Raw genomic sequence first — 26,008 nt, forward strand, 5'->3', positions numbered from 1 at the left:
GACGCCTGGCCTGCCATCGTGGGTCTGAACGATCCGTCGATTACGCTTCCATGGCCATCCATGACAAGCCATGGCGACCTGCGTTCATGGTAGCTCATTAACGATTGCAGGGCGGGGGCCCCTGCGTCCAGGTAATCACTCGATGTCAATCGCTGGAGCCAACCCGCATCAGCACGTAGCCGCCCTTCGCGTACAGCACCTCGCCAGGCGTGCGCTCCGCGCGCTCGCTACGGGTGAGCAGGAGATCGCCCTCCCGCACCTCGCGCCGCTCAACCACCTTTTGCGCGTAAACGCCGAAGCTCGGCATGTTCATATCCCGCATCACCAGCGGGCCGGGCAGGTCGCGCGCCATCAGGCCCGCATCGCGCACTGGCCCCTGCTGCATCTGGCCCACGGCATTGAGCACCAGTGCATTGACCACCAACGAGCATGACAACGCCACCGGGATCATCACTTTGGGCAACGACCACTTTCGCGCCAACCCGGCAGCAATGACCAAAACCAAGGTGCCACCGACGATCAGGTACCACGACGCCCCGAAGAACTGACCGCGCTCGGCCAGCATGTCCTGCACGTAGGACGGCTTGATCTGGTCGAAGTTGATCTCCACCAGCCAGGGCAACAGCAGGACGAACAACAGGAACAGCGCCGGGGGCACCAGGTGCAGCCACCGGTGCCGGATGTGCGGCAGGTGCGAGGCCATCACCAGCATCAGGCCGACCAGGCCGTAGTTGAGGTAATGCGGTAGCTTGGTGCCGGAAAACGAGAACAGCAGCAGCGTCAGGCCGAACCAGATCCAGCCGAAGCGGCGCAGCGCCAGCGGCAAGGAGGCCGGCTTGCCATACGCTGCCCGCCAGTCACTGGGCAGGTAACGCAACGCGGTGAGCACCGCCCCGGTGAACGGCAACAGGGCGATCAGGGTGACCACCGGGTAGTACCACAGGCCACCGGAATGGCCCTCCATCGGCTCGTCGAACCGGCTGACGTTGTTCTTGAGGAAGAACTCGTCGATGAAGTGCTGGCCGTGTTCGATCCAGACGGCGATATACCACGGCAGCGCCACGGCGAGAAAGATGACGATGCCCTGCCAGTCGAGCACCGCGCGCCACCAGTCTCGACCCCGCGCCGTAACCAGGTAGAACGCGAAACTTGCCAGCGCCGGAATCACCACCGCCACCGGCCCCTTGGTGAGAAAACCCAGCCCCATCGCCAGGTAGGCCCAGCGCACCCAGCGCCGTTCGCCGCTCACCCAGTGATTGAAGGTGGCGAACACCGCGGCGGTTAGGAACAGGAGCAGGACGGCATCGGAGATCGCCGCCTTGCCGACCACCGTGGTCATCAACGAGGTGGCCGCGATCAACCCGGCGAAGAAGGCCGGGCGCGCGCCGAGATAGCGATCGGCAAAGGCATAGATCAGGCCCACCCATGCCGCCGAGGCCAGCACCGACGGCAGGCGAAAGGCCCACTCGGTAAACCCGAACAGCCCGACGGAGGCGGCCTGCAACCAGTAGATCAGCACCGGCTTGGCGAAACGCGGCTCCTCGTTGAGGTATGGCGTGAGGAAGTCGCCGCGTTCGAACATCGCCCAGGTCGCGCCGGTGAACGCGCCCTCGTCGAGATCGAACAACGGCAGGCTGGCGATGCCCCAGACGTAGCCGATCGCCACGGTCACGGCGAGGACGATCAGGTGAAAACGGCGGGAGTCGAGCATGAGCAACTATCTCGTGACGGGCGATTTGCCCCGGCAAGACCGGGGAGCGCGGGTGGGCGAGTATATCAACCGCACCCAACCCTCGGGCCACATCCCCGCGTCGCCGGTGGCATCAATGCCGTTACAATGGCGTTTTCCCATCCGATTGCCATCAAATTGCGTGTGCCATGGACCTCTATCCCCTGCTTCGTCCGCTGCTGTTCCGACTCGCCCCGGAAACCGCTCACCGCGTCACCCTCGGGTTGCTCGACCTGGCCGCCCGCACCCCCTGGTGCGGGATGCAGCGCCGCGGAGTACCGGACGATCCGACCACCGTCATGGACCTGGAGTTTCCCAACCGCGTCGGCCTCGCGGCCGGCCTGGACAAGAACGCCGCTCACATCGCCGGGCTCTCCTGCCTGGGCTTCGGCTTCATCGAGGTGGGCACGCTCACCCCGCGCGCCCAGCCGGGCAACCCCGCCCCGCGCCTGTTCCGACTCACCGATGCCGAGGCGCTGATCAACCGGATGGGCTTCAACAACGACGGCATCGAGTCGGCACTCGAGAACATCCTGGCCGCCCCGCGCACGGTGCCGCTGGGGGTCAACCTGGGCAAGAACTTCGACACGCCCATCGAGAACGCGCTGGACGATTACCGCGCGGGCCTCGCGGCCGTTTACCGAACGGCCGACTACGTCACCATCAACATCTCCTCGCCCAACACCGCCAACCTGCGCAACCTGCAGGGCGGCGAGGCCTTCACCGCCCTGCTCGCCGGCCTGGCCGAGGAGCGCGAGCGCCTGCGCCAAGACAGTGGTCGGCACGTGCCGCTGGCGATCAAGATCGCCCCGGATATCGAGGACGAGGAACTGCCCGCTCTGGTGGATGCCCTGGTCGCCCACGGCATCGACGCGGTCATCGCCACCAACACCACCGTGGGCCGCCCGCTGGTCTCGGGGCTGCCCCAGGCGGACGAGGCCGGCGGGTTGAGTGGTCGTCCGGTGCGCGAACGCTCCACGGCAGTCATCGCCGCCCTGCGCGAGCGCCTGCCCGAAGGCTTCCCCATCATCGGCGTCGGCGGCATCGATTCGGGTGACGCGGCTCTGGAGAAGATCCGTGCCGGGGCCGATCTGGTGCAGGTCTACACGGGGCTTATCTACCGGGGGCCGCAACTGGTGCGAGACGTCGCCCGCCGTCTGGCCGACGCGACGGGCTGATCACGCGCCGCGCCAGCGGGATACGGATCAGCGGGCGCGCCGCGCCTCACAGATGGGGCACGCCGGGTCCTGACGATACTTGACGGTGCGCCATTCGGCATCTCGCAGATCAAACAGCGCCAGGCGCCCGACCAGGGGACGCCCCGTCCCGGCGAGCACCTTGATCGCCTCGGCCGCCTGCAGGCTGCCGATCATGCCCACCAGCGGCGAGAGCACGCCGGTCTCGGCGCAGCGCAACTCGTTCTCACCCTCCTCGCGGTACAGGCAGCGATAACAGGGGGTATCGGGGTCGCGGTGATCAAACACCGTCACCTGGCCGGCCCACTGGATCGCCGCCCCGGAAACGAGCGGCACGCGCCGCTCGGCACACGCCGCGTTCAGCGCAAAGCGCAGATCGAAGTTGTCCGAGCAGTCGACCACCAGGTCGACCCGCTCCACCGCCTCGGCCAGACGATCGCCCGCCAGCTTCTCCTCGACCGGGACCAGCCGCACCTCGGGGTTGATTTCGGCCAGACGGGCGGCGGCGGAAGCCACCTTGCTCTGTCCGACACGCGCCTGGTCATGCACGATCTGACGCTGGAGGTTGGAGAGATCGACACGGTCGAAGTCGGCCAGGTGGAGCTCGCCCACCCCGCTTGCAGCCAGGTACATCGAGACGGGCGAGCCCAACCCACCCAGCCCAACGATCAGCACGCTGGCATCAAGCAGGCGCTGCTGCCCCTCGTAATCCAGTCCGTCGAGCATGATATGGCGCCCGTAGCGCAGCAATTGTTCGTCTTTCATTGCCAGTCAGTCGTCAGCAGTGAGTCGTCAGTTAGTGCCGGAACGCAAATGCCCGGCCTGGGGCCGGGCATTGGTGCCGGAGGGAGTCGTCCGCCTGCGGCGCGATCGATTACCAGGTTCTTACAGGTAGTGGCGCCAGGGATCGTCGGACCGATCGCCCTGGTCCTCGGCGTGTCGCTCACGCACGATGCCCGCCTCTCCCGTGGGGCGGTATTTTTGCGGCGGCAGGTTGCAGCCATCCACACCCAGTGCCTCACGCTGGTTCTGCTCGGTGTAGTCGACCAGCGCGCACTTGAGCTTTTCCAGCAACGCGGCATCGAGATGAAAACCGGATGCCTGCAGCGCCTGCCGGATCGCCTTCAGGCAGATGGCGGAGAGGTCGTACTCGACTTCCAGGCATAGCGGCCCACGGCGCCTCGCGGCAATCACCCCCGGCAACCATCGGGCGAACGATTCCGCGGCTCGGGCCGGCTCGCCTTCCTGGTGAGGGCCACGAAACCAGATTTCGTGCATCTTGATCGGTTGCTTGTCTTCCATGCCGGCGCCTTGCCTTCCGCCCTGTACGGTTCAAGACTAGCGCAGTTGGCAGGGCGAACCAAGAACGGCGTTCCGCCCGACGACCGGCATCAGTCCGGGCGCCGCCCGGCAGTGACGCGGGGGTGTCCGGCAACGTCCCGGCGCGTATCGACCGCATCGAATCCCGCTTGTTCGAGCAGCCCACTAACCGCCTGGGCCTGCTCGAATCCGTGCTCGAGCAGCACCCACCCCCCCGAGCGCAGCACCGGACGGGCCTGGATGATGATCCGCCGGTAGTCGGCCAGCCCCTCCTCGTCGGCCACCAGGGCTTCGACCGGCTCGTGGCGCACGTCGCCTTCGGCGAGATGCGGATCGTCGGCGGCGATGTAAGGCGGGTTGCTGACGATCAGGTCGACCGAGGCCGGGGCAACCGCCTCGAGCCAGTCGCCCTGCCACAAGCGCACTTTCACGGGGGCGCCCTGCTCGGCCAGAAACTCGCGATTGCGGGCCGTCAGACGAATCGCCACCTCGCTGCGGTCGACGGCATGCACCTCGGCGTCCGGCCGCTCGGCGGCGATCGACAGTGCGATCGCCCCGCTGCCCGTGCCCAGGTCCAGCACCCGAGCGGGCGAGGACCGGGGCAGCAATTCGAGGGCCCATTCGACCAGGATCTCGGTGTCCGGCCGGGGAATCAGCACCCCGGGCGCGGCGCGGAAGCGGTATTGCCAGAAGCCGCGCTCGCCGACCAGGTAGGCGACCGGCTCACCGGCAGCACGCCGCTCGCAGAGTGCCTCCAGCCGGTCGCGGACGCCGGCTTCGGTCGGTCGATCGCCTTGCAGCATCAGCGCGGTGGTATCCAGGCCGGTGACGAAGCCGGCCAGCAGGCGCGCCTCGAACAAGGCTTCGGCCCGGTCGCAGCCGCGCCCCGCCATGATCCGTTCACCGCAGCGTCGCAGCACGACATCGAGGCACTCGTCGGGGGATGCCGGGTTCACGGCTTGAGTCACGTGCCTTCCTGGGCCAACGCCTCGAGCTGCGCGGCCTGATCGGCTTGGCGCAACGGCACCACCACCTGGGCCAGATCGTCGGCCAGGATCTTGTCGAGTTGATGGAGCGTGAGGTTGATACGGTGGTCGGTCACGCGCCCCTGCGGGAAGTTGTAGGTGCGGATGCGATCGGAGCGATCGCCACTGCCGACCAGGGCCTTGCGGTTGGCAGCCGTCGCCTCGGCCTGCTCGCGGCGCGCCTCGTCGGCGAGTTTCGCTGCCAGCAGATCCATGGCACGCGCCCGGTTCTTGTGCTGCGAGCGCTCTTCCTGGCACTCGACAACCGTGCCGCTCGGCAGGTGGGTGATGCGGATCGCCGAATCGGTCTTGTTGACGTGCTGACCGCCGGCCCCCGAGGCGCGGAAAGTATCGACCCGCAGGTCGTTGGCGTTGATCTCGGGGGCGTCGGCCGCGGGAATAACCGGCATGACGGCCACCGTCGCCGCCGAGGTGTGGATACGACCCTGGGTCTCGGTGACCGGCACACGCTGCACGCGGTGGGCGCCCGACTCAAACTTGAGCCACGAGTAGACACCATCACCGCTGACCCGCGAGATCAACTCGCGGTATCCACCGTGCTCGCCTTCCGAGGCCGACAGCACCTCGACCTTCCAGCCCTGGGATTCGGCGAAGCGGCCGTACATGCGGAACAGGTCACCGGCAAAGATCGCCGCCTCGTCACCGCCCGCGCCGGCGCGGATCTCGAGGAACACGTCGCCCTCGTCGTTCGGATCCTCCGGCAGCAACTGGCGCTCGATCTCGGAGTCAAGGTCGGCGTATCGTGCTTCCAGATCGGCCAGTTCCTCGCGGGCCATCTCGGCCATGTCGGGGTCATCCCCTTCGACCAGGCTGCGCGCCTCCGCGAGCTCCCGCTCGGTGCGACGATAGGTCTCGACGTTCTTCACCAGCGCCTCGAGCCGGGCGTATTCACGCGACAGGCGCTGGAAGCGCGCCTGGTCGGCGATCACGTCGGGATCGGCGAGCAGTGCGGTGATTTCCTCGAAACGTTCGACCAGGCTGTCGAGCCGGGCGACCAGGGCGTTATGCATAAAAGATTCGGGTACGAAAAGTGAGCGGAACGATCAGGGAATGGAGCGCGGCCCGGCCAGATAGCGGGCGAAGGGAATCAGCTAGCGCTCGCGGTCGTCGTTCGGGTTGCGGTTGCCCCATTGGCCGACAGGCAACGCGCGCTGGGCGATTGTTTCGGCGTCCTCGTCGAGACCCACCACGTGGGAGACGCTCTGCACCGTGGCAAGATCCCCACTGACGCAGGCCTGGCGCAGCACCACGGTCGGCTGGTGGATCAGGCGATTGGTGAGCGTACGCGCGAGGTAGTCGAGCGCCTCCTGCGGGTCGCGTCCGGATTCGATCATCGAGCGTGCCCGGGCCAGCGTCTCGTCGCGCATGTCCTCGGCACGCCGGCGGTAATTGCGGATCAGTTCCGCGCCGGTCTGCAACTGCACCCATTGCAGGAAATGCTCGACCTGAACATCGATGATCTCCTCGGCCTGCTCGGCCGCCTCACGCCGGCTGCGCTGACCCTCGTCGATGACCGTCTTGAGGTCGTCGACCGTGTAGAGATAGACGTCCTGGAGATTGCCGACCTGCGGCTCGATGTCGCGCGGCACGGCGATGTCGACCATGAAGATCGGCCGACGCTTGCGCTCGCGAATCGCCTGCTCGACCGCCCCCTTGCCGAGTACCGGCAGGGAACTGGCGGTCGAGGAGATGACGATGTCGGCGCGGTGAAGGTGGGCCGGGATGTCGCCCAGGCCGATCGCGCTGCCGTCATACTGCTCGGCGAGCATGTGGGCCCGCTCGATCGAGCGGTTGGCGACGATCACTCTCGACAGCCCCGCCGACTGCAGGTGCCGGGCACACAGCTCGATGGTCTCGCCCGCGCCGATCAGCAGGGCGGTCTTTTCCTCGAGCGAGCCGAAGATCTGCCGGGCCAGGCTGACCGCCGCGAAGGCGACCGAGACTGGCGAGGCGCCGATCTGCGTGTCGGTGCGCACCTGCTTGGCCACGGCGAAGGTGTTCTGAAACAGGCGACCCAGGATCGGGCCGAGGGCATTGGCGTCCTGCGCCAGGGTGAACGCGTCCTTGATCTGGCCGAGGATCTGCGGCTCGCCCAGCACCATCGAATCCAGCCCGCAGGCCACCCGCATCAGGTGGCGAATGGCCGATTCGTCGGTATGGGCATAAACGTAGGGGGCCAGCGCCTCGGGCGACATCTGGTGGAACGTCGCCAGCCACTCGACCAGCTCGTCGGTGACGCACTCGGCGTGGGTGTAGATCTCGGTGCGGTTGCAGGTCGAGACGATCGCCGCCTCGCGCGCGCCGCCGTCGCCTAGCAATTCCTGGAGGGCGTTGTGCACACGCTCGGGGCCGAACGCGATGCGCTCGCGCACGTCCACCGGTGCGGTCTTGTGGTTAACCCCGAAGGCGATCAGTGACATGGCGGAATTATAGCCTCGCAGACCCGGTTTTGACGATCCCCGCGACAGCCATCAGCGTCCCCGCGACCCCAGCCGACCCAAGCGACGATCCAGTGACCGGCTCATTCGCCCCGGCCAGTACCGCAACGTGCCGAGAAACAGGGCGACAACACCGATCAGCGCGACCATCCAATTGGCCCACGCACCCTGCGGATAACCGACGTCGACCCAGGGCGCCCCCAGGGCGCACACCGCACAGACGAACACCGCCACGGGCACCGGCCAGCGGGCGTGACGGGCCGCCGGCCAACGGTTGACCAGCCAGACGGCCAACGCCACCGACACCAACCCGACGACCGCCCCGGCCAGGACGTCGGTCGGCCAGTGCACACCGGCCACCATGCGCGAGATACCCATGATCGAGGCGAGTGCCAGCAGCAGCGCCACCCAAGGCCAACGCGGACGCAATCCCAGGATGAGCAAGCCGGCGAAGGTAAACGCGGTCACCGTGTGCCCGGACGGAAACGCCTCGGAGCGGATCGAGTGTCCGATCAGATTGAAGGCATCGGCGTCGAGCACGCCCGGGGGACGAAGCTCGTCGAGAAGGGGCTTGAGGCTGTGGGTGATCACGGTGGCGACGATCGCGGCGAACAGCAGCAGGATCGCCAACCGCGGCCGCCAAAGCACGAACGGCAGCATCAACCCCAGGGTCAGCCAGGTGTCAGCCAAAGCATTGATGCCGGCCCAGAACGGCTGGGTCGATTCGATGCCACCCAGCGCGTTGAAGACATGAAACAGGGACTCGCGGGCACCCGGCCAGGCGAACACGCCCGCCAGCAGGACGCCGGCGGTCAGCACGAAGGCCAGCACCAGCTGGCTGGCCGGGGCCGGGTCACGACGAAAGGCGGTATGCGTGGTCATGCCGGGTCCCCCTCGGCAGAAACAGAATCGGTTGCCTCGCGGCCCTTGCCGTCCGCCGGCATGCGAAAGGCATCGTTCTCGCCCGCCAGGTCAAAGCGTGCCGGCAGGTGGTAGGTGCGCACGTCGCGCGACTCGTAGTAGGTCCGGGACAGCATCTCGGAGAGCACGCCGGTGGTCAGCATCTGCACCCCGATCAGGATGAACAGGATCGAGACCAGCAGCAGAGGCCGGTCACCGATATCGTGTCCCAGGACCTTCTCGATCAACAGGTAGAACATCCCCAGCCCGCCCAGCAGACCAAAGCCGGTACCCAGCAGGCCGAAGAAGTGCGCCGGCCGCGCCGAGAAGCGCATGAAGAAGTAGACGCTGATCAGGTCAATGATCACGCGGAAGGTGCGCGACAAGCCGTACTTGGAGTTACCCGCGGTGCGCGGATGATGCGTGACCACTTCCTCGGCGATCTGGCTGGGGGCGGTCTGCGTGGCGAGCCAGGCCGGGATAAACCGATGCATCTCGCCGTAAAGGCGCACACCCTTGATCACGTCGGCGCGGAAAACCTTCAGGCTGCAGCCGTAGTCGTGCAGGTTGACGCCGGTCAGCCGGCGAATCAGACGGTTGGCCAACCACGACGGTACCTTGCGGACCCAGTTGTCCTTGCGATCCCGCCGCCAGCCGGCAACCAGGTCCAGGTCCTCGCGCAGCAGCCGGTCAACCATGCGCGGGATGTCGATCGGGTCATTCTGCAGATCGCCGTCCATGGTCACGATCACCTCGCCGCGGGCCAGATCGATGCCGGCCTGCATGGCGGCGGTCTGGCCGAAGTTGCGTGTCAGCGGCACCGGGCGGACGTGCGAACCGAAGGCCTTGCGCGCCGCGCGGATCCGGGCGACCGTGGCATCTGACGATCCGTCGTCGACCAGCAGCAGCTCCCACGCTCCGGTATACTCGGCCAAGGCCTCGTGGACCCGCTCAACCAACGGCGAGACGTTCTCCTGTTCGTTGAACATCGGCACGACGATGGAAAGCGGCGCGGCGAGCTGAGCGGTCGTTGTCATGACGTAGGACACCCCGTGGTAACGCGTGATCTTGGCAACGCGTGACGGTTTGAAACGCGCGGCGAAATGAGCGCCTGAACTCACCGGATGCCGATCGACCCGAAACATGGCAAGGACGGCAACCGGGGATCATCGATTCCGCCCAGGAAGGCGGTATCGACAAAACGCCGGCAGTGTACGGCAGGAACGCCAGCGACCGCCACCACGGAGGTGGCACCACCCCCGGATGACCTGGCTCGGATCCGGGCCGAAAGTGCTGCCGATGCCTACCACTACACGACATCCACCGACTTGACCCCAACCCGTGACGGCTTGATCCTCTGAACCACATGAGCCACCGCCAACCCCTCCCTCGAACGGCAGCTTACCGCCAACCGACTCCGCCGCCGACGGGGCAAACTCCCCGCCAATGGATGTGCCAACGAGCGGCAACGCATCCCCGTCGGGGAGCTATCCGATGACACCGGAACGACTCGAGTCCCTGGCCCGTTCGTTGGGCGATCGACTGCCTCGCGACGAGGCGATTGGCACCCTGCTCGAAACGATTGCCGCCTGTTACCCCGCTCTGTCGCGCAGCGCGGTGTTCCTCAGCGAGGAAGGCCGCCTGCTGGCCGCGAGCAGCGATTTCGACCGTGCCCTGCTGCCGGAGCCGGATGCAGGCGGCGATCCGATCGGCGCGTTCGAGGACATCGAGGAGCGCCTCCTCCTGCAGGCACTCGGGCCGGCAGATGGCACGCCCGGCTACTGGGCCATCGAGATCGTCGAGACCCTCCCCGACAAGACGACGCTCTCCAGTCTGCGCCGTAGCATCGAGCACGTGTTTGCCAGCACGCAACCGGATGCCGCCCTGCTCAAGAACCGCCAGCGCCAGCGCATTGAACGGCTAGAGCGCGACCAGGCACTGATGCAGTCGCTGCTCGCCCAGATCGACACCCTGATCCTGGCCGACGACGAACAACGCATGCTCGAGGTCGTGTGCACGCAGCTGGTGGAAACCGGCCTGTTTCTGGGGGCCTGGGTCGCCCCGGCCGAACACGGCATCACCCCGATTGCCATCGGGGGTGACAGCGAGATCGTCGACCGGCCGAACCCGGAGGTGAAACGCACCCTGGAAGACGGCATTCGCCACGCCCATGCGCTGGTCGATGCCGGCCGTCGTCTGGTGATCGACGAGCGTATCGCCGCACCCTTCGCGCAGTTGAACTGGTTCGACACGCCACCGCTCGCCGCCCTGGTTCCGTTGTCACGGAACGGCCGACTCTGGGCCTTCCTGGTGGTGATCGCGGCAGCCGAATCGGACCTCGACCAGCAGGTGAGCGAGGTGCTGATGCACCTGGGTGAACTGGTCAATCGCAGCCTCGAACAGCTCGACCTGCGCGACCGCCTCGACGAGGAACAGCAGCGCAACACCTATCTCGCGTATCACGACCCGCTGACCAACCTGTCCAATCGCCGCGCCGTCGACGCCGAGTTGCCCAAGGCGCTGGCGCGAGCGGACCGTCACCAGCAAATGCTCGCCGTCGCCCTACTGGACCTCGACGATTTCAAGCCCATCAACGACCGGTTCGGGCACTCCGCCGGCGACGAGATGCTGATGACGCTCGCCGCCCGCCTCAAGGGCGCAATTCGTGACACCGATACAGCTGCCCGACTGGGTGGCGACGAGTTCCTGCTGATCCTGGAAGATATCGAAGACGACGCGGGCCTGGCGCGGGTACTCGATCGCATCGCCACCACCATCCGACAGCCGATCATTCTGGAAGATGGTGTCGAGGTGCACGCCAACGGCTCGATCGGGGTCACCCGCTACCCACTCGACGACAGCGCGCCGGAACAACTGATCCGCAATGCCGACGCCGCGCTGTACGCGGCCAAGAACAGCAAGTCGATTCGGCTGCAGGACTGGGTGATCTGGGAGCGGGAAACGACCCGGCGGGGCGAGGATCTCCCCGAGATGTCCGAGTCGGTGCCCGCCTATGGCCCCGCCGCAAAGATGCTACTCGAACGGATTCAGTCGGACGTCGCCCCCTTGAGCGACGAGTTCATCGAGCGTTTCTACGCCGAGCTGTCCCGGCTGGAGTCGATACGCAACGTGCTCGGCCACCTGTCGCCTCGGGAGTTCCACGAGCTCAGGGCACAGCAGGCCCGACATCTTGGCTTCCTGCTCGATCCCGATCTGAGCGAGGAAGTGCATATCAATCGGGCCCGCCAGGTCGGGCACGTACACGCGCTGGCGGGGGTTTCGCCCAGTGACCTGGTCCGCGCGATCACCGTGTACATGCACGAGTTCAACGAGACCTTCAATCGCGCCCACGTCAATCAGCGTCACCAGAACCGGCTTGAACGCGTCTTTACCGAACGGTTGAGCATGGAGCTTTCCCACCAGCTCGCCGCGGGTCAGGCGGTCGACGACGAGTTCCATACCGCCCTGGTGACCATCGATGATCGCCGCCGCAACGAGCATAACTGGCCGGATTTCAACGAGCACCTGCTGGACACGCTGACCGGGCTACCCGGCATTCACGGGGTGGCAATCCTCTCGCCCAATGCCGATGGTCGCTTCGTCGCCAACTACGCCGAGGGCACCGACCTCTTCACCCGGCCGACCGATGAGCCCGATGGCCACGCCACGCTCGACCTCAGACGCCCAGAGTCGGCACATCCGGTCTCGGTCGCCTACCGGCAGGCGCGTGTCGTCACCATGGACAATACGATCGACGATCCCGCCGGAGCCCCGTGGTCGGTTCAGGCCGAAGCCCTGGGGATTCGCAGTTGCGTGGCGATCCCGATCCTCGACAACCGCGACCAGCCCATCGCCGTGATTTGCCTGTATGGACGCATCCCCGGGATGTTCACGAGCTCGACGTTGCAGGGTTTTACCGGCCAGTTGATGGCGCTGGTCAGTCAGGCCTGGCGACAGATCCGCAGTCCGGCCGCCCTGCTGTATGCCAAGGGCGATTACGATCGCTGGCGGCAGGCCTTCTACGACGATGGGTTGGAGATGGTCTACCAACCGGTCATCGATGTGCAGACGGGTCGACTGACCACGCTCGAGGCCCTGGCAAGGTTGTACCTGCCCGACGGCGAGGTCATCCTGCCGAACATGTTCATCCCCTGGCTCAACGACGGTCAGGTAATGCGCCTGTTCGAGCTGGGTCTCGACCAGTCCCTGGCCTGTCTGCGAGACATCGAGGCACGCCACGGGCCGTCGCTGTCGGTCGCCATCAACCTGCCGGTGAGTGTACTGATGGATCCGGCCACGCCGGGACACGTGCGCGCGGCGCTCGACCGCCACGCGGTAAGCCCCCATCGCATCACGCTCGAATTGCTTGAACAGGGCGACACCGGCTTCGAGCCGGGCGATCTGGCCAGCCCCATGCAGCGCATCGGCGAGCTGGGGGTGAACCTGGCGATGGACGATCTGGGCTCGGGCTACAACAACCTGTTGCGGCTGCGCAGCCTCCCCTTCAACACGGTCAAGATCGACCAGGGCATGGTGCGCGCGGCCCAGCACGAACCCGGCCGGGTCCTGACCTTCATCGCCTCGATGATCCAGATGGCGCAGGCCCTGGAGTTGCGCACCGTAGTCGAGGGTCTGGAAACACCCGACCTGATCGAGGCCACCGCCCTGCTCGGCGGGCAGCTGGGTCAGGGCTACGCCATTGCCCGCCCGATGCGTCGAACCGCCCTGACCGGCTGGATGACGCGCTTCGATTTCGTGATCAACCCGGCCAGGCCACGCACAGCACTGGGCGCCATGGCCGCGCTTTGGGGGCTGCGCTCACTGGGACGGGCCCACCTGGAACAATCCAAGCGCCATCATCAGCTACGTGCCGCGGCGGCCTGGTGGGCAACGGAGAACCTCGACCGGCATCGCCATCTGGCCACCGGCATCCTGTCACTGCTGCAGGAATTCCACGACGGGACCGTGCCGGGCGAGGCCTTCGAGGCCCGGTTGCAAGGTTACATGGGCACCCTCGATCAGTTGATCCGAGACACGGCGGCCGACGAGGTCAGCGCGGCGACGGACGAGGAATGAACAGCGCCAATGCCGCGGCAAGCAGCGCAGTGCCCAGCACGAACAGGTGAAGATTCACCGCCGCCGCCAACACGGTGCGTGGCTCGTCGACCAGTGGGGCTAGCAGGAGCGCCACTCCGGCCTCGTAGGTGCCAAAGCCGCCCGGGGCATGCACGGGCAACACCGTGGTCAGATCCCCGCCGATCGCCCCGAGCACGCCCGCGGCGAAACCCACCGGAGCCAGGGCGGCCAAGACCCAGCCCAGCGCGGCCAACTTGACCAGCCAGTTCGCCCAGGTCCAGAAAAGCGTGCCGAGCAATCGCGTTGGCCGATCGGGCAGGCTCGCGAGCATCGTCACGCCCTTTTTCGCCAGCCGGCCATCCCGCCGGGCAAGCATCCCGTGCAGCCAATGGCGCAGAGCGTAGGCAGCCACCGGGGCAAGCAGAAGCAAGACGAACAGCAGGCCCAGGACCCCGGCAGAAAGACCAAGCAGATGCCCGCCGGCCGCCAGGCCGATCAGCAACACCACCTGCAGGTCGAGCAGACGGAACCAGAACAGCACCGGCACGCTCTCCAGGGGAGACAGTCGGTAATAGCGCTGCATCAAAACCGGAAACGCCAACTCACCGGAGCGCATCGGCAGCAGGTTATTCATCAGGTTGTGCCAGCTCGACAGACGGAAGGCCGACCAGAAATGGCCGGCAAGCCGGCCCGGGAAATAGCGGGTGATGCGCAGGGTCCGAATGAGGTAACTGGCCACCATCAGCACTAGCGCCACCAGCAGCGCACATGGGTCGATCGACCGCCAGGGGGCGATCAGGCGCTCAGGCCCTACCCAGACGATCGCCAATCCCAGCACCAGCAGCACGGCAGCCCAGCTGACGATGGCCAACAGACGTGTCTTGATCGATCTCACGATGCCCTCGAAAAGCCGTAGAAATTAGGGGGTGTCATAACGCTCCGGTGGGCTATCGCTAGGCCGATTTCTGGGCCGATCGCCTTGGGCGACATGGGGTAATTGGGCATAATGCTCGTTTGCTCCGTGGCGTGGGCGTCGGCGGCCCCGGTTACCAGTATCCGGCGGGCAGCATACCGACTGATCGCCAGCGTCGCAGCACACCCCAACCCGGACATCGACCACGCCCGAAGGCCCAGATGAGCGAGATTGTATTCCACCTGATCGACGACCCGGCCGAGGATGCCTTCTGGTATTTTGCCGCCGAACTCTGCGCCGAGCAGGCCGAATCACAGCGCCCTACGTACGTGGTCTGCGCCAGTCTCGCCCACGTCGAAGGCTTCGACGACTACCTCTGGTCCTACCGTGACGACCGCTTCGTGCCGCACACCGCCGACCCGGAAGACGCGGACCACGCCCCGATCTTCATCGGCTGCGACCCGGAAGCCGGCGGCTTCGCCCGGGTGATCAATCTCACCGGCACCCCGATTCCGCGCCCGACCGACCGCGAGCACATCGACGAGGTCATTCCCGCCGGCGAACAGCCACGCGCGGACGCCCGTGCCCGCTGGCGCCAATATAAGAGCGCCGGCGCGACCATCGACCATCATCGCGTCGAGTCGGTCCGCCCCAGCGACGAGTAAACCCGAAACCTTCCCGGCGGCCCCGAACCGACCTCCCGACCCGACGACAAGCGAACCTGAATAACGGCATGGACAAGACTTACGACCCCCGACAGATCGAACAGGACTGCTACCAACGCTGGATGGACGGTGACCGATTCCGTCCGGACATGCAGGCTGAGGGCGCCTACTGCATCATGCTGCCGCCGCCGAACGTCACCGGCCGCCTGCACATGGGCCATGCCTTCCAGGACACCCTGATGGACACGCTGACTCGCTGGCATCGCATGCGAGGCGAGGCCACGCTGTGGCAGCCGGGTACCGACCACGCCGGCATCGCCACGCAGATGGTGGTCGAGCGCCGGCTGGAATCCGAAGGGGTTTCACGCCACGACATCGGTCGGGAAAAGTTCCTGGACAAGGTCTGGGAGTGGAAGGAGCAATCGGGCGGCTTTATCACCGAGCAGATGAAGCGCCTGGGCGCCTCCTGCGACTGGTCACGCGAGCGCTTCACCATGGACGAGGGCCTGTCCGAGGCCGTACGCGAGGTGTTCGTCCGCCTGTACGAGGACGGCTTGATCTACCGCGGCAAGCGGCTGGTCAACTGGGACCCGGTGCTGCGCACCGCCGTTTCCGACCTCGAGGTGGTCAGCGAGGAGGAGAAGGGTCACCTGTGGCACATGCGCTACCCGCTGAGCAACGGCGAGGGCCACCTGGTGGTCGCCACCACCCGTCCGGAAACCATGCTGGGCGACTCGGCCGTGGCCGTCCACCCGGAGGACGAGCGCTACAAGCACCTGATCGGCGAGACCATCACCCTGCCGCTGGTCGGCCGGCACATTCCGATCATCAGCGACGATTACGTCGACCCCGAGTTCGGTTCGGGTTGCGTCAAGATCACCCCGGCGCACGACTTCAACGACTACGCCATCGGCCAGCGCCACGACCTGCCGATGCTCAACGTACTGACCGAGACCGCCACCATCCGCGAGGCGGCCGAATGCGTCGGTGACGCGGCCCGTGACGTCGACCCGCACCTGCCGGAGCGCTACCGCGGGTTGGATCGCTTCGAGGCCCGTCGCCAGATCGTGGCCGATCTCGAGGCGGAGGGGCTGCTGGTCCAGATCGACGACCACAAGCTGATGGTGCCGCGCGGCGATCGCAGCGGCACGGTGATCGAGCCGCTGCTGACCGACCAGTGGTTCGTCGATCTCACCCGCGATGAGACGGTCACCGGCAAGCCGGGCGGCAAAAAGGCGATCACCGAACCGGCGATTGATGCCGTGCGCTCGGGCGACATCCGCTTCGTGCCCGGCAACTGGGAGAACACCTACTTCCAGTGGCTGGAGAACATTCAGGACTGGTGCATCAGCCGGCAACTGTGGTGGGGCCACCGCATTCCGGCGTGGTTCGACGCAGACGGCAATATCTTCGTCGGTCGCGACGAGGCTGAGGTGCGGGCCAAGTACGAGATCGGCCCCGACGAGGAACTGACCCAGGACGAGGACGTGCTCGACACCTGGTTCTCCTCGGCGCTGTGGCCGTTCTCCACGCTGGGCTGGCCCGAGCAGACTGCCGAACTCGAACGCTTCTACCCCACCAGCGTGCTGGTCACCGGCTTTGACATCATCTTCTTCTGGGTCGCCCGGATGGTGATGATGGGCAAGTACTTCGGCGGTGACGTGCCGTTCCGCGAGGTCTACGTGCATGGTCTGGTCCGCGATGCGCATGGCCAGAAGATGTCCAAGTCCAAGGGCAACGTACTTGACCCGATCGACATCATCGATGGTATCGATCTGGAAGCGCTGGTGGAGAAACGTACCACCGGGCTGATGCAGCCGAAGAAAGCCAAGCAGATCGAAAAACAGACCCGCGATGAGTTCCCCGACGGTATCGAGGAGCACGGCACCGACGCGCTGCGGTTCACCTTCGCCGCCCAGGCGACGACCGGGCGCGACATCAGCTTCGACCTCGAGCGGGTCAAGGGCTACCGCAACTTCTGCAACAAGCTCTGGAACGCCAGTCGCTTCGTCCTGATGCAGTGCGAAGGCGAGGACACGGGCCTGGGTGACGCCCCGGTCACGCTAGGCACCGCCGACCGCTGGATCATCGGCGAACTGCAGACCTGCGAGGCCACGGTTACCAAGCACCTGGAAACCTACCGCTTCGATCTCGCCGCCCAGGCGCTTTACGACTTCACCTGGAGCACCTACTGCGACTGGTACCTCGAGCTTTCCAAGCCGGCCATCAAGCATGGCGACGAGGCGGCGAAGCGAGGCACCCGCCGCACGCTGGTGCGGGTACTAGAGACCCTGCTCCGCCTGCTGCACCCGTTCATCCCGTTCATCACCGAGACCATCTGGCAACGGGTTGCCCCGCTGGCCGGCACCAAGCGCACAGATGACGACACCATCATGACCGCGCCCTTCCCGGTCGCCGATGAGTCGAAGCACGACCCCGAGGCGCGCGAGGCTATCGACTGGTTGCAGGGCTTCATCCTCGGCGTGCGCCGCATCCGCGCGGAGATGGACATCGCACCAGGCAAGCCGCTGCCGGTCCTGGTCAGCGAGGCAAGTGACCTCGACGTGGCGCGCATCCGCGAGCTCGAACCGCTGCTGACCACGGTCGCGCGAATCGAGTCGATCGAGGAACTCGACGGCGAATTGCCGGAATCCGCGATGGCACTGGTGGGCAAGATGCAGGTGCACATCCCGCTGGCTGGCCTGATCGACGTTACCGCGGAGCTCGAGCGCCTGAACAAGGCGGTCGAGGGCATCGAGAAGCAGATCGAGAAGGCGCGCGGCAAATTGTCGAACGCCAACTTCGTCGAACGTGCACCCCAGGCCGTGGTCAACCAGGAACGCGAGCGACTGGCAAGCTTCGAGGCCGAGCTCGAGGAACTGGCCGCCCAGCGCGAACGCATTCGCCGCCTGGCTGACTGATCGGGCCCACTGATCGGACCAACTGATCCCATCGCTCGGTTTTAGCCGGACCGTCCGCCGCGGCGTGCCTGCTTGCGAGCGGCACGTTCGTCGAAGCGTTGCGGGCACAGGCCGTCGGCGAGGTCCCGCGGCAACGGCGACGGGGTTTGCTCGATTTGCGACGCGAGAAACTCGGCGAGCCAAGCCGACCAGGTGAGGCCACGGGCGCCATGTCCGGTCGATACCCACAGCCCGTCGGCTACCCGACCCACGATCGGCAGGCGGTCCGGCGTCGTGGCACGCAAGGAGGCGCGTCCCTGCAGGGCACCGGTGGACAGCTGCGCGTCGAGTGAGGGGGCGATGGCGGCAAGCCGTTGCCGGTTCTCCTCGTGCTCGACGTCCCGGACCATAAGCTCGGTATCGCCGGGGAGGAAGCTCGCCCCGAACAGGCGCTCGCCACTCGGCAGGTCGAGCGCATAGCCCTCGCGCATCAGGGGGCGACCACTCACCGGAGCATGGTCGGATCGCTCACTCCCATGCGCCCCCCAGCTGACCTGCCCCCGACATGGCTCGATCCACGGTGCCAGTGTCTCGATCAGGGCCCCGCTTGACGGGCCGGCCGCCACGATCACCTCGGCAAACGGCCCGTGCGTCAGACCATCGGCCGTCTGCACATACCACGCGCCCGTCTCCCCAAGCAGACGCCGCACCGGCCGATCGAGTCGCGTCTCGATACAGGGGGTGGCGAGCCAGTGGGCAATGACCTCGCGTGGACGAAGCCAGCCGGCCGTCGGGAAGTACCAGCCGGGGGAGTCGATATCGGTGACACCGGTCAGCCCGCGCAACGAGGTGGCCTCACACCACTGAGCGAAGCCCGGATCCGGCTGCAGTTCCGCGGCAATCCCGGCTTGGCGCGCGACATGCCGCTCGCTGCGCCCAAGCTTGATCACGCCGTCGAACGTAGCCGTCTCCCCGTCGACCAGCTCACCCAGTTCGGCGCGCATGAAGCCCATGCCGGTCGCGGTCAGTTGCGACAGGCGGTTCCAGTCGCGACTGATCACCGGGGCCACCAAGCCGGCCGGGTTGCCCGAGCCGCCACCGGCAGGCCGGGAACCGGCCTCGAACACCACGACCTCGCGCCCCCGTCGGGCAAGCGACCGGGCCGTCGTGGTCCCGGCCATCCCGGCACCCAGGACGGCGATGGGCCCATCGGCCCGGGTCGAGGCCGCGGCATTGTTGCCCTGCCCGTCGTCACGACGGGCAATGAGCATGTCTTCGTGGGGGACGAAGCCCGGACGCTGCTGGGCAGAGAAACCGGCCGCGACCAGCGCCTCACGCACCGATGGCGTCGCATCGTCCGCGGCGGCGGTCGCCCCCAGGGCAGATAGCCGATCCAGCTGCGCGATCAGCTGCTCCTGCCACGGCTCGGGATAGCGACCGGGGTTGACCCCATCCAGATAGAAGGCATCGAAACAGCCGTCAATGCGCGGGAACTGGACGCCGGGGTCGCCCCAGATCATGGTCAGGCGGATACGCCCACCTGCGAACAGGCGCCGATGAAACCCGGGCACGGGGTCGGGCCACTGCGCGTGTAGCGCCGACTGCAGGTCAACGAAACGTTCGTCGGCCCCTGCCGAGAACCGCGGGTGCGCGGCAAGCCACTGCCGCGCCGCGCGTTGCAGCACAACCGCCAGACGCGGCAGATCACCGGTCGCGACGGGGTGCGGCTCCAGGCTGACGAAATCGAGAGTGGCCTCCGGCGGCGCCACTTCCAGGAACCGCAACGCGGTGGCGAGGAAATTGCCACCCGTGCCGAAACCGGTCTCGAGGATGCGGTTCCCCCGCCCCTGAGCAAAGCGTGCGTGAAGGTCATTGCCGGCGAGAAAGACATGATCACTCTCGGCAAAACCGCTCACCTGGGAAAAGTCCAGACCACCCAATGTCTCGCCGTACGGGGCGCCATTCTCACGCCAGGAAAGCTCGGCCGGCTTCAGCGGCCAGCCACCCTCGATCAGGCTCATTGCCGCTCGGGCAGTTGGGTGATCACGATGCGGCGCCGGTGCGGGTGGGCCCGGTGCTCCCACAACGCCTACACACATCTTCTATCACTTTTGACATACGTCTGATCCAATTCTGATGCCCCCCTCGGGCTCTCTCGGAATGTCAAATGATATTGTCGCAAATCCATGGAAAATTTGACATAACGCGGAGCATCTTTTGACATGATCACAAGCCAGCGTCATCGCCAATCGTCATCCCCCCCTCCACCGTCCGTAAGCCGCAACGGTCTTGCCAAGTCGAGAATACCTTTTGCGCAGAAAGGCGATCCCAATTGAAATCCTCATCTAAAAATAGACGAGAAAAAAGTGCCTCGAAGGGCGATGCCTCAACGCTTGGCGGAATAGTCCATATTTTCTTCAAATCCCACCCTTTGCTTTCTATCTGCTGAATGTAGTCCCCGACAAACTTTGCAAACAAATGCTTTACCCTGTACTGAGGGGGATTGTCAGTATGTAGGTAAATGACAACCTCGCGTGCTTTCACTCGGAAACAGAAATGCACATTCAGTGGTGGATAATTATTCGCCAAATGCTCCAAAAGGGACCGAAGCTTATTTGAGGGCGCAACTTCTAACCGATGTTCGGCAGCGACATCCTGAACAAGCGCATAGAGTTTCATGAGCTGAACCTGATGGATTATCCGCCGCACACCTGAGTCTTCAGCCTCCGAGCATTGTATTTCTTGCAGACGTTGGAAAAAGACAGACTCCAACCCTGAAGAATGAATGACGCCGTCCAAATCCAAAGGATTCAAATAGACCCCTTTCGAAACAGCGCCCTCTGGCCTGTAGACAGCCCCTCCACCTCGCGCCCCCCGCAGGTAGGTTAGTCTATCCAATTCACCAAAAAGTACTGAGTTCGCCCGAGAGACTTCGACTGGAAGTTCCGATATGTAAGTCAGCGCCCCCTTTGAGCATAAGGAAGAAAAGAGCGCCCGATCGACAGCATCAATCCCAGTTATAATGAGATCATCTGGGGACGATGCTATGAATGGTCCATCGTTTGAGTATTCCGTCAATATGGTTAATAAAGACAGCGTATCAATAATGTCAAGACTGGCTAAATACGGCTCGGGCTGAAGCTCTACCTCAAGGAATCCCCGCAAGGTCTCTCGAGCGTCGTCGTGAAGCTCCTTCATCTGCGCTTCTAAACAGGGCGGACAAACCCCATGCGCATAAATTCTCGTTTTTTTAATATAATCCTGACGATTTTCCGCGGGAATTTTTTTACGACACGACGAGCACTCGAACGCTGGGTGATCACCGACAAAAGATGACTTTCTAGCCAAGACACTGACTGGACGTGTGCGGCGGACATCATCCGAACGATAATAACGATCTATCCTGTCTATCGTGTACCGGAAACCTGAAATGGTGCCGGTGGAGAATGCCCAGTAGTCGTTGACCGCTAAGATTTCCTGCTCGTTTACATCTGCTGGATAGCAAATCATCTTCACATACCTCGGCACCCGGACGCATCAGATTATTGTTTAGATGCATACCAATCATCTGTTAGGAAGGTTGTTCCAACCTCTAATTGGAAATACGCGAAACCAACCACAAGAACTCAGTCTCAAGACAAATGGCTCTGCATCTGATTTAACCGGCCACCCACCCCTTAATTGGGCGCACAGCAACGCAAGATCTATGTAACCCACAGGGAACGCATCGCCATGTATAGGAAAACAGCGCAAGCGCTTAATTACCCCGATAACTGGACCAAGTTTATATACCAAAGACGTTCCGTCCTCGAAAATTGCCGGTCACGCTTATTCGAAGATCGTAATTCTTTCTAACAGGCTTGGCCCCAAACACCCCATCTTCGATGTCGCATTCATAATGCCACCCTCGCTCAAGAACTGACCCAGTTTTGTCGGCAAATCTATAGACTTGGTATTCCTTGACGCGTCCAGAAAAATCCACCTTCAATGTAATCCTTCCCGTCGATACTTCCTCAACCACGCCTTTGCGGCCAACCATTTCGATCACGCCGCCACCATCCTGACCGTCATACGAAGACACATCTCGACGCATCCTGACCTCATCCCCAACAGAAATCACAACCTCTGGTGGGCGGTCTCCAAAGACATGTGAGGTTTCTCTATACAAGGTTTTGCGATAGTCACGCATCAGCCGATTCCGTCCGATGCGCGCATCACCAAGCCCCTTCAGCCCAATATCCCAATCATCACGTTGAGAATCCTTGTCCAGAACCAAGTAGCTCGACCCAGAAACACGCTTGGCGTACATCAGGTAATTAAAACCCGGAGCTAGGGACCGGCCCTCTGAATCAACAATTTCGTCAATAGGAACCCCCAAGCTTCGATGCGCAGATGGCTTAACGCCAACCACACCCCAGAACTCAAAGCCTTTGACTTGGAAGCTCTCGCCACTGTGCGCATGAGATACGTAATCACCAGCTTTCACAACTAGAGCATGAGCCATCCCGCCCTCCTTTCAGCTCCCGTAGTCGCTTCCTCTGTGTGCCAGATCTGTCTGTTGTTTTAGCACTGCAGGGACATCACTCGCGCCGTCATAGACGCCGACACTGAACTCCGGCAGAGGCTTCGCCTGGCCGGCGACGACGATCAGGATTGGTTGAGAACAATCAATGTCTGGATCATTTGAAATCTGCTGCATTTGCCGATGATCAGTGCTGCTTGGGCGCGCTTGCTGAGTTGGGTGCGAATGCCACTCGCCCAGGTAGAACTCCCGGGGATCCGCCGCCCACTTCTCCTCCAGATAGGACTTCACGCCTCTTGTGCCACGCTCAAATCTGAACCAACCACTCTTGGAATCCGGGGGTGGCGAAGTTACTTCAGTAATAATAGCTTCACCGTTCCGGTAGTAGCCAATCAGTATCCCGCCAGTCTCCCTTCGCCCGGCGCTGACCGCTTGGCCACGCAGCGTATCGATGACCGCCTCAGGCAAGTGAACTAGGTAGCCTCTACCACCATATGTCTGTGAAGTTGTGGTCATGGGACAGCGGAGACAAGCGTTGGAGCCCCGGTTTTTGGGTCATCCTTTAATTCAAGCACATGAAGCCCAGGATCGAGTTCGCCAATATGGAACCGTTCGACCATCCGGACAGCGGCGCCAGCGAGGATCTGCAGGGCATCGTCTCGGGCTGGAAATAGTGGATGCCAACAGCCCGGGGCATCACGTACGCCCCCTCGACCCCCATCTGGAGCCGAATGTTCGGCGCCTTCCCGCTCAATCCAAGGCTCCATAGCAACATGGAAGTCGTTGACTGGAAAGTTGTCGCCTTTGTGTGCAAAAAAGAATAACCGGCGAGCCTCGTATCCCGTTGATATGGAGATAAATTCCCGCCGCTTGCCATCGGCGTAACTGGCCAACGATGCCAAGACCGAATCTTCGGCGGTCATATCGAGCACGAGGTCATGGTTCCTCAAAAGTCGCGCCAACCCTTCACCGGCCGGAGGCAATGCGCCGGGAAACGCGACCGCATTCATATATGGCGAGATCCGGTTCAAACGATCGGCCATCGCGTGGGCCTTGCCCTGACCCACGTGCGACAACGTCAAGGCGTGGCGGCGCATATTTCCCGCCTCCAGCACATCCGCGTCAGCAATCGTAAGGCTCTCACAGCCCCCACGAGCCAGGGTCTCGGCAACCTTTGAGCCAACAGCCCCAGCGCCGATCACTAGCATGCGGGTCTCGCCCAGAGCCTGATCAAACGCTCCCCGCGCATTCAGAATCTGCGTCTCCCAATTTTCCGTCGGTTGCCAGTTGATCGGGTTATTTCCGGAGACGGTTAGTTGCACCTGCGAACGCAGTTGCGACGGGCCAGTACGAAACCCGGAAACGCCACGCATTTTTCTCGAAACGGGTTGCGGGAGCCGAGCTGCCTTCCACGCCATCTGAACAGGCTCAGCGCCGACATATTCCGGAATCGGGAATCCAACTAGCACAAAATCTATTTTCTTGTGCCGCCCACCGCGCGAGAGTTGGTCTGTAAAGGCATCAAAATCCACCCCCAAATGGCGGCAGATCGTTCCCAGATGCGCCCACGTTCTTGGAGCCTCCCATGGCATCCCCACGGGCGGATGTGGTAGACGAAGCCATGCTGCCCACTGAGCGTTCTTGTTCCGGATATCAACTGCTCGCCCCCAGGACACAGGTAGCAAAGTGTGGCCACCGCCATCCTCGAAGTTGCCAACTGCCCGAACATTCTGGCGGTGGGCCACTGGGTGCAACGGAACCAGCCCATAAATCTCGCCGCATTTGTTCCACTCCGCTAACCGACTCGCATTTTCCTGGAATGCCACGCGGACAACTTCACCAGGCTTCCGACCGGTGTCGGCAACGGGGAATACAGGAAACTCATAGGGGTCTCCATCTCCCAGGAGCTTGTCGTTAGCTGCCGCCTTCACCCACTCTACAGTTCGCCCCACATGCCATTCGAGCCGGGCATGCTCATCAAGCGGTTCGACAGCACTACCGAACCGACCAAATACTGCATCCGGGGCTGTCACACAGAGGTGGCCGGTTCGGAACTTCAGCTGGCCTTTTGGCGGACCATTCAGTGCCATGTGGGGGAACGTCGCTGTGATGCTGTTCTCGGCAGCGGGATAGACATAGATGGAACCGAGCGGATAGCTATCATCCGCAGTGACGAACCAAGCCGACGGGTTAGGCACAAATCCCGTGGTCTCGAGGCCAGTGTCCACGACAAAATGGAGAGCCCATCGTTTCGTATCAGCCGGCAAGGGCTCCCAAGACGATAGTTCCCGGACGCCTGTTAGCCCGTCTAAAGACCTCCGTGCTGCACGCAATGCTTCAGGTGGTTCACGCAAAACGCTTTCGACCCGGGTTACTGCTGCTCGTCGGCTCAGTGAAGCCGGTGCTCGGGCCATTATCGCCGCTGCCTTGCTTTTTGGACCCACCTGGAGGCTCTGGAAACTTTCCCCCGAACAGGTCACGCCACAAGCAAACACTTGCGTTTTTGTCCTGTTCGTCGAGGGCGGCACGCGCCTTGGACGCGGCCTCTTCGACAGCCTTGAAGAGCTTCTCGAAGTCTGCGAACTCGACTCGCTTTAGCACATCGTGCTCAGGAACCCCGTAGTCAGGAAGCTCCGGCACGCTGTCCATGTCAACGTAGTGTCTGTACCGATCGACAAAGCTCTCCAGTGTCAAAGTGACCCCCTCAGCAATGGAGTCGATTCCATCCGGACAGCACTCGGTAATCAGGCGCTCGAACGGGTATCCTTTGGATACTTCGGCAATTCTTCGTGGCCGACCCGCCACCACTTGAGTGCCTTCACGACATTCACGAAATGCCTGTTGCAGGCTTGGTTTTTTTCCGCGGCAACAGCGATCTGCGCCAATGGGTCTGTTCGCTGCCATTCCTGTGTCTCTCGATCAGGGATCTGTAGCGGTTCGGACTTCCAGCGTTTTCCTTCTCCCGCGCCTGCCTCGAGTATCGTGGCCAGCCCACTCCAGTTGAGGTCTTCGTCAAGGAAAGAATCGTTGCGCACCAGGTCTGATTGAGCCGCCTGCTTTGCTGCTTCTGACGGCGCACTGGTAACCACGACATCCAGATCAACATAGGACAACTCGATGCCGACTGAACGGCCTTGCAGCTCGCATTTGCCTGGATAGTATTCCTCGAGCCTCCGCTTGAAACGCTCCAACACCTCAGCGGGTGAATTTTCTTCGGCATCAAGATCGGTCACGACAATCACATCAACTGAATCGCCCCCGGTTTTCTAGACACTCGCGAGCCGGTTGAAATAGCGCTTCTCG

20 protein-coding genes are annotated in these 26,008 nt (G+C 63.7%); 4 read left to right on the forward strand and 16 right to left on the reverse strand.

What is annotated here, in order from left to right:
- Positions 1-145: 145 nt before the first annotated feature.
- Positions 146-1,711: a glycosyltransferase family 39 protein gene (locus D5687_RS09320; protein ID WP_125199507.1), complete on the reverse strand. Its 1,566-nt coding sequence runs from the start codon at positions 1,709-1,711 to the stop codon at positions 146-148.
- A 167-nt stretch (positions 1,712-1,878) separates the two neighbouring features.
- Here D5687_RS09320 and D5687_RS09325 point away from each other — a divergent pair, with 167 nt between their 5' ends.
- On the forward strand, positions 1,879-2,907 hold the full coding sequence (locus D5687_RS09325; protein ID WP_125199508.1) for a quinone-dependent dihydroorotate dehydrogenase: 1,029 nt from the start codon (positions 1,879-1,881) through the stop codon (positions 2,905-2,907).
- A gap of 27 nt (positions 2,908-2,934) precedes the next feature.
- On the opposite strand, the gene D5687_RS09330 is transcribed toward D5687_RS09325, so the two are convergent.
- From D5687_RS09330 to D5687_RS09360, 7 genes are all read right to left on the reverse strand, one after another.
- Positions 2,935-3,690, reverse strand: coding sequence for a molybdopterin-synthase adenylyltransferase MoeB (locus tag D5687_RS09330; RefSeq protein WP_125199509.1), 756 nt, complete (start codon positions 3,688-3,690; stop codon positions 2,935-2,937).
- A 120-nt stretch (positions 3,691-3,810) separates the two neighbouring features.
- Complete coding sequence (locus D5687_RS09335; RefSeq protein WP_125199510.1) at positions 3,811-4,227, reverse strand: hypothetical protein; 417 nt, start codon at positions 4,225-4,227, stop codon at positions 3,811-3,813.
- A gap of 89 nt (positions 4,228-4,316) precedes the next feature.
- Positions 4,317-5,213: a peptide chain release factor N(5)-glutamine methyltransferase gene (gene prmC / locus D5687_RS09340; RefSeq protein WP_240031473.1), complete on the reverse strand. Its 897-nt coding sequence runs from the start codon at positions 5,211-5,213 to the stop codon at positions 4,317-4,319.
- Positions 5,210-6,301, reverse strand: a complete 1,092-nt coding sequence (gene prfA, locus D5687_RS09345; protein ID WP_125199511.1) for a peptide chain release factor 1 — start codon at positions 6,299-6,301, stop codon at positions 5,210-5,212. The genes prmC and prfA overlap by 4 nt, the downstream gene beginning before the upstream one ends.
- 81 nt (positions 6,302-6,382) lie before the next feature.
- A complete protein-coding gene (gene hemA / locus D5687_RS09350; RefSeq protein WP_125199512.1) occupies positions 6,383-7,711 on the reverse strand; it encodes a glutamyl-tRNA reductase in 1,329 nt (442 codons plus the stop codon).
- 51 nt (positions 7,712-7,762) lie between these two features.
- A complete protein-coding gene (locus tag D5687_RS09355; RefSeq protein ID WP_125199513.1) occupies positions 7,763-8,611 on the reverse strand; it encodes a phosphatase PAP2 family protein in 849 nt (282 codons plus the stop codon).
- Entirely contained in the window at positions 8,608-9,666 is a 1,059-nt protein-coding gene (locus D5687_RS09360; protein WP_125199514.1) for a glycosyltransferase family 2 protein, read from the reverse strand. Before D5687_RS09360 ends, D5687_RS09355 begins: the two co-directional genes overlap by 4 nt.
- A 457-nt stretch (positions 9,667-10,123) precedes the next feature.
- Here D5687_RS09360 and D5687_RS09365 point away from each other — a divergent pair, with 457 nt between their 5' ends.
- Positions 10,124-13,705, forward strand: coding sequence for an EAL domain-containing protein (locus tag D5687_RS09365; RefSeq protein ID WP_158611840.1), 3,582 nt, complete (start codon positions 10,124-10,126; stop codon positions 13,703-13,705).
- On the opposite strand, the gene D5687_RS09370 is transcribed toward D5687_RS09365, so the two are convergent.
- Positions 13,680-14,600 carry a lysylphosphatidylglycerol synthase transmembrane domain-containing protein gene (locus tag D5687_RS09370; protein ID WP_158611841.1) on the reverse strand — a complete coding sequence of 307 codons (921 nt, stop codon included), beginning with the start codon at positions 14,598-14,600 and terminating at the stop codon, positions 13,680-13,682. The two genes, D5687_RS09365 and D5687_RS09370, sit on opposite strands and share 26 nt — an antisense overlap.
- Before the next feature lie 239 nt (positions 14,601-14,839).
- Between D5687_RS09370 and D5687_RS09375 the strand changes: the two genes are divergently transcribed.
- Entirely contained in the window at positions 14,840-15,283 is a 444-nt protein-coding gene (locus tag D5687_RS09375; RefSeq protein ID WP_125199517.1) for a DNA polymerase III subunit chi, read from the forward strand.
- Between the two features lie 68 nt (positions 15,284-15,351).
- The gene (locus tag D5687_RS09380; protein ID WP_125199518.1) at positions 15,352-18,204 is read left to right on the forward strand and encodes a valine--tRNA ligase; all 2,853 of its coding nucleotides are present in this window, start codon (positions 15,352-15,354) and stop codon (positions 18,202-18,204) included.
- A gap of 41 nt (positions 18,205-18,245) precedes the next feature.
- Here D5687_RS09380 and mnmC read toward each other — a convergent pair whose 3' ends face one another.
- From mnmC to D5687_RS09410, 7 genes are all read right to left on the reverse strand, one after another.
- Positions 18,246-20,204, reverse strand: a complete 1,959-nt coding sequence (mnmC, locus tag D5687_RS09385) for an FAD-dependent 5-carboxymethylaminomethyl-2-thiouridine(34) oxidoreductase MnmC (RefSeq protein WP_158611842.1) — start codon at positions 20,202-20,204, stop codon at positions 18,246-18,248.
- A gap of 205 nt (positions 20,205-20,409) precedes the next feature.
- Positions 20,410-21,693 carry a hypothetical protein gene (locus D5687_RS09390; protein ID WP_125199520.1) on the reverse strand — a complete coding sequence of 428 codons (1,284 nt, stop codon included), beginning with the start codon at positions 21,691-21,693 and terminating at the stop codon, positions 20,410-20,412.
- A gap of 274 nt (positions 21,694-21,967) precedes the next feature.
- Complete coding sequence (locus tag D5687_RS09395) at positions 21,968-22,687, reverse strand: hypothetical protein (protein ID WP_125199521.1); 720 nt, start codon at positions 22,685-22,687, stop codon at positions 21,968-21,970.
- A 12-nt stretch (positions 22,688-22,699) separates the two neighbouring features.
- Positions 22,700-23,173 (reverse strand): Mov34/MPN/PAD-1 family protein, encoded by a 474-nt coding sequence (locus D5687_RS09400; RefSeq protein ID WP_158611843.1) that lies wholly within the window; start codon positions 23,171-23,173, stop codon positions 22,700-22,702.
- A 44-nt stretch (positions 23,174-23,217) separates the two neighbouring features.
- The gene (locus tag D5687_RS09405; RefSeq protein WP_158611844.1) at positions 23,218-24,972 is read right to left on the reverse strand and encodes a ThiF family adenylyltransferase; all 1,755 of its coding nucleotides are present in this window, start codon (positions 24,970-24,972) and stop codon (positions 23,218-23,220) included.
- A gap of 79 nt (positions 24,973-25,051) precedes the next feature.
- Positions 25,052-25,354 (reverse strand): hypothetical protein, encoded by a 303-nt coding sequence (locus D5687_RS11295; protein WP_158611845.1) that lies wholly within the window; start codon positions 25,352-25,354, stop codon positions 25,052-25,054.
- Positions 25,355-25,449: 95 nt separating this feature from the next.
- Complete coding sequence (locus D5687_RS09410; protein ID WP_125199524.1) at positions 25,450-25,938, reverse strand: hypothetical protein; 489 nt, start codon at positions 25,936-25,938, stop codon at positions 25,450-25,452.
- Positions 25,939-26,008 lie beyond the last annotated feature (70 nt).

Origin of the sequence: Guyparkeria sp. SCN-R1, assembly GCF_003932495.1 — a bacterium.
Classification (GTDB): Bacteria; Pseudomonadota; Gammaproteobacteria; order Halothiobacillales; family Halothiobacillaceae; genus Guyparkeria.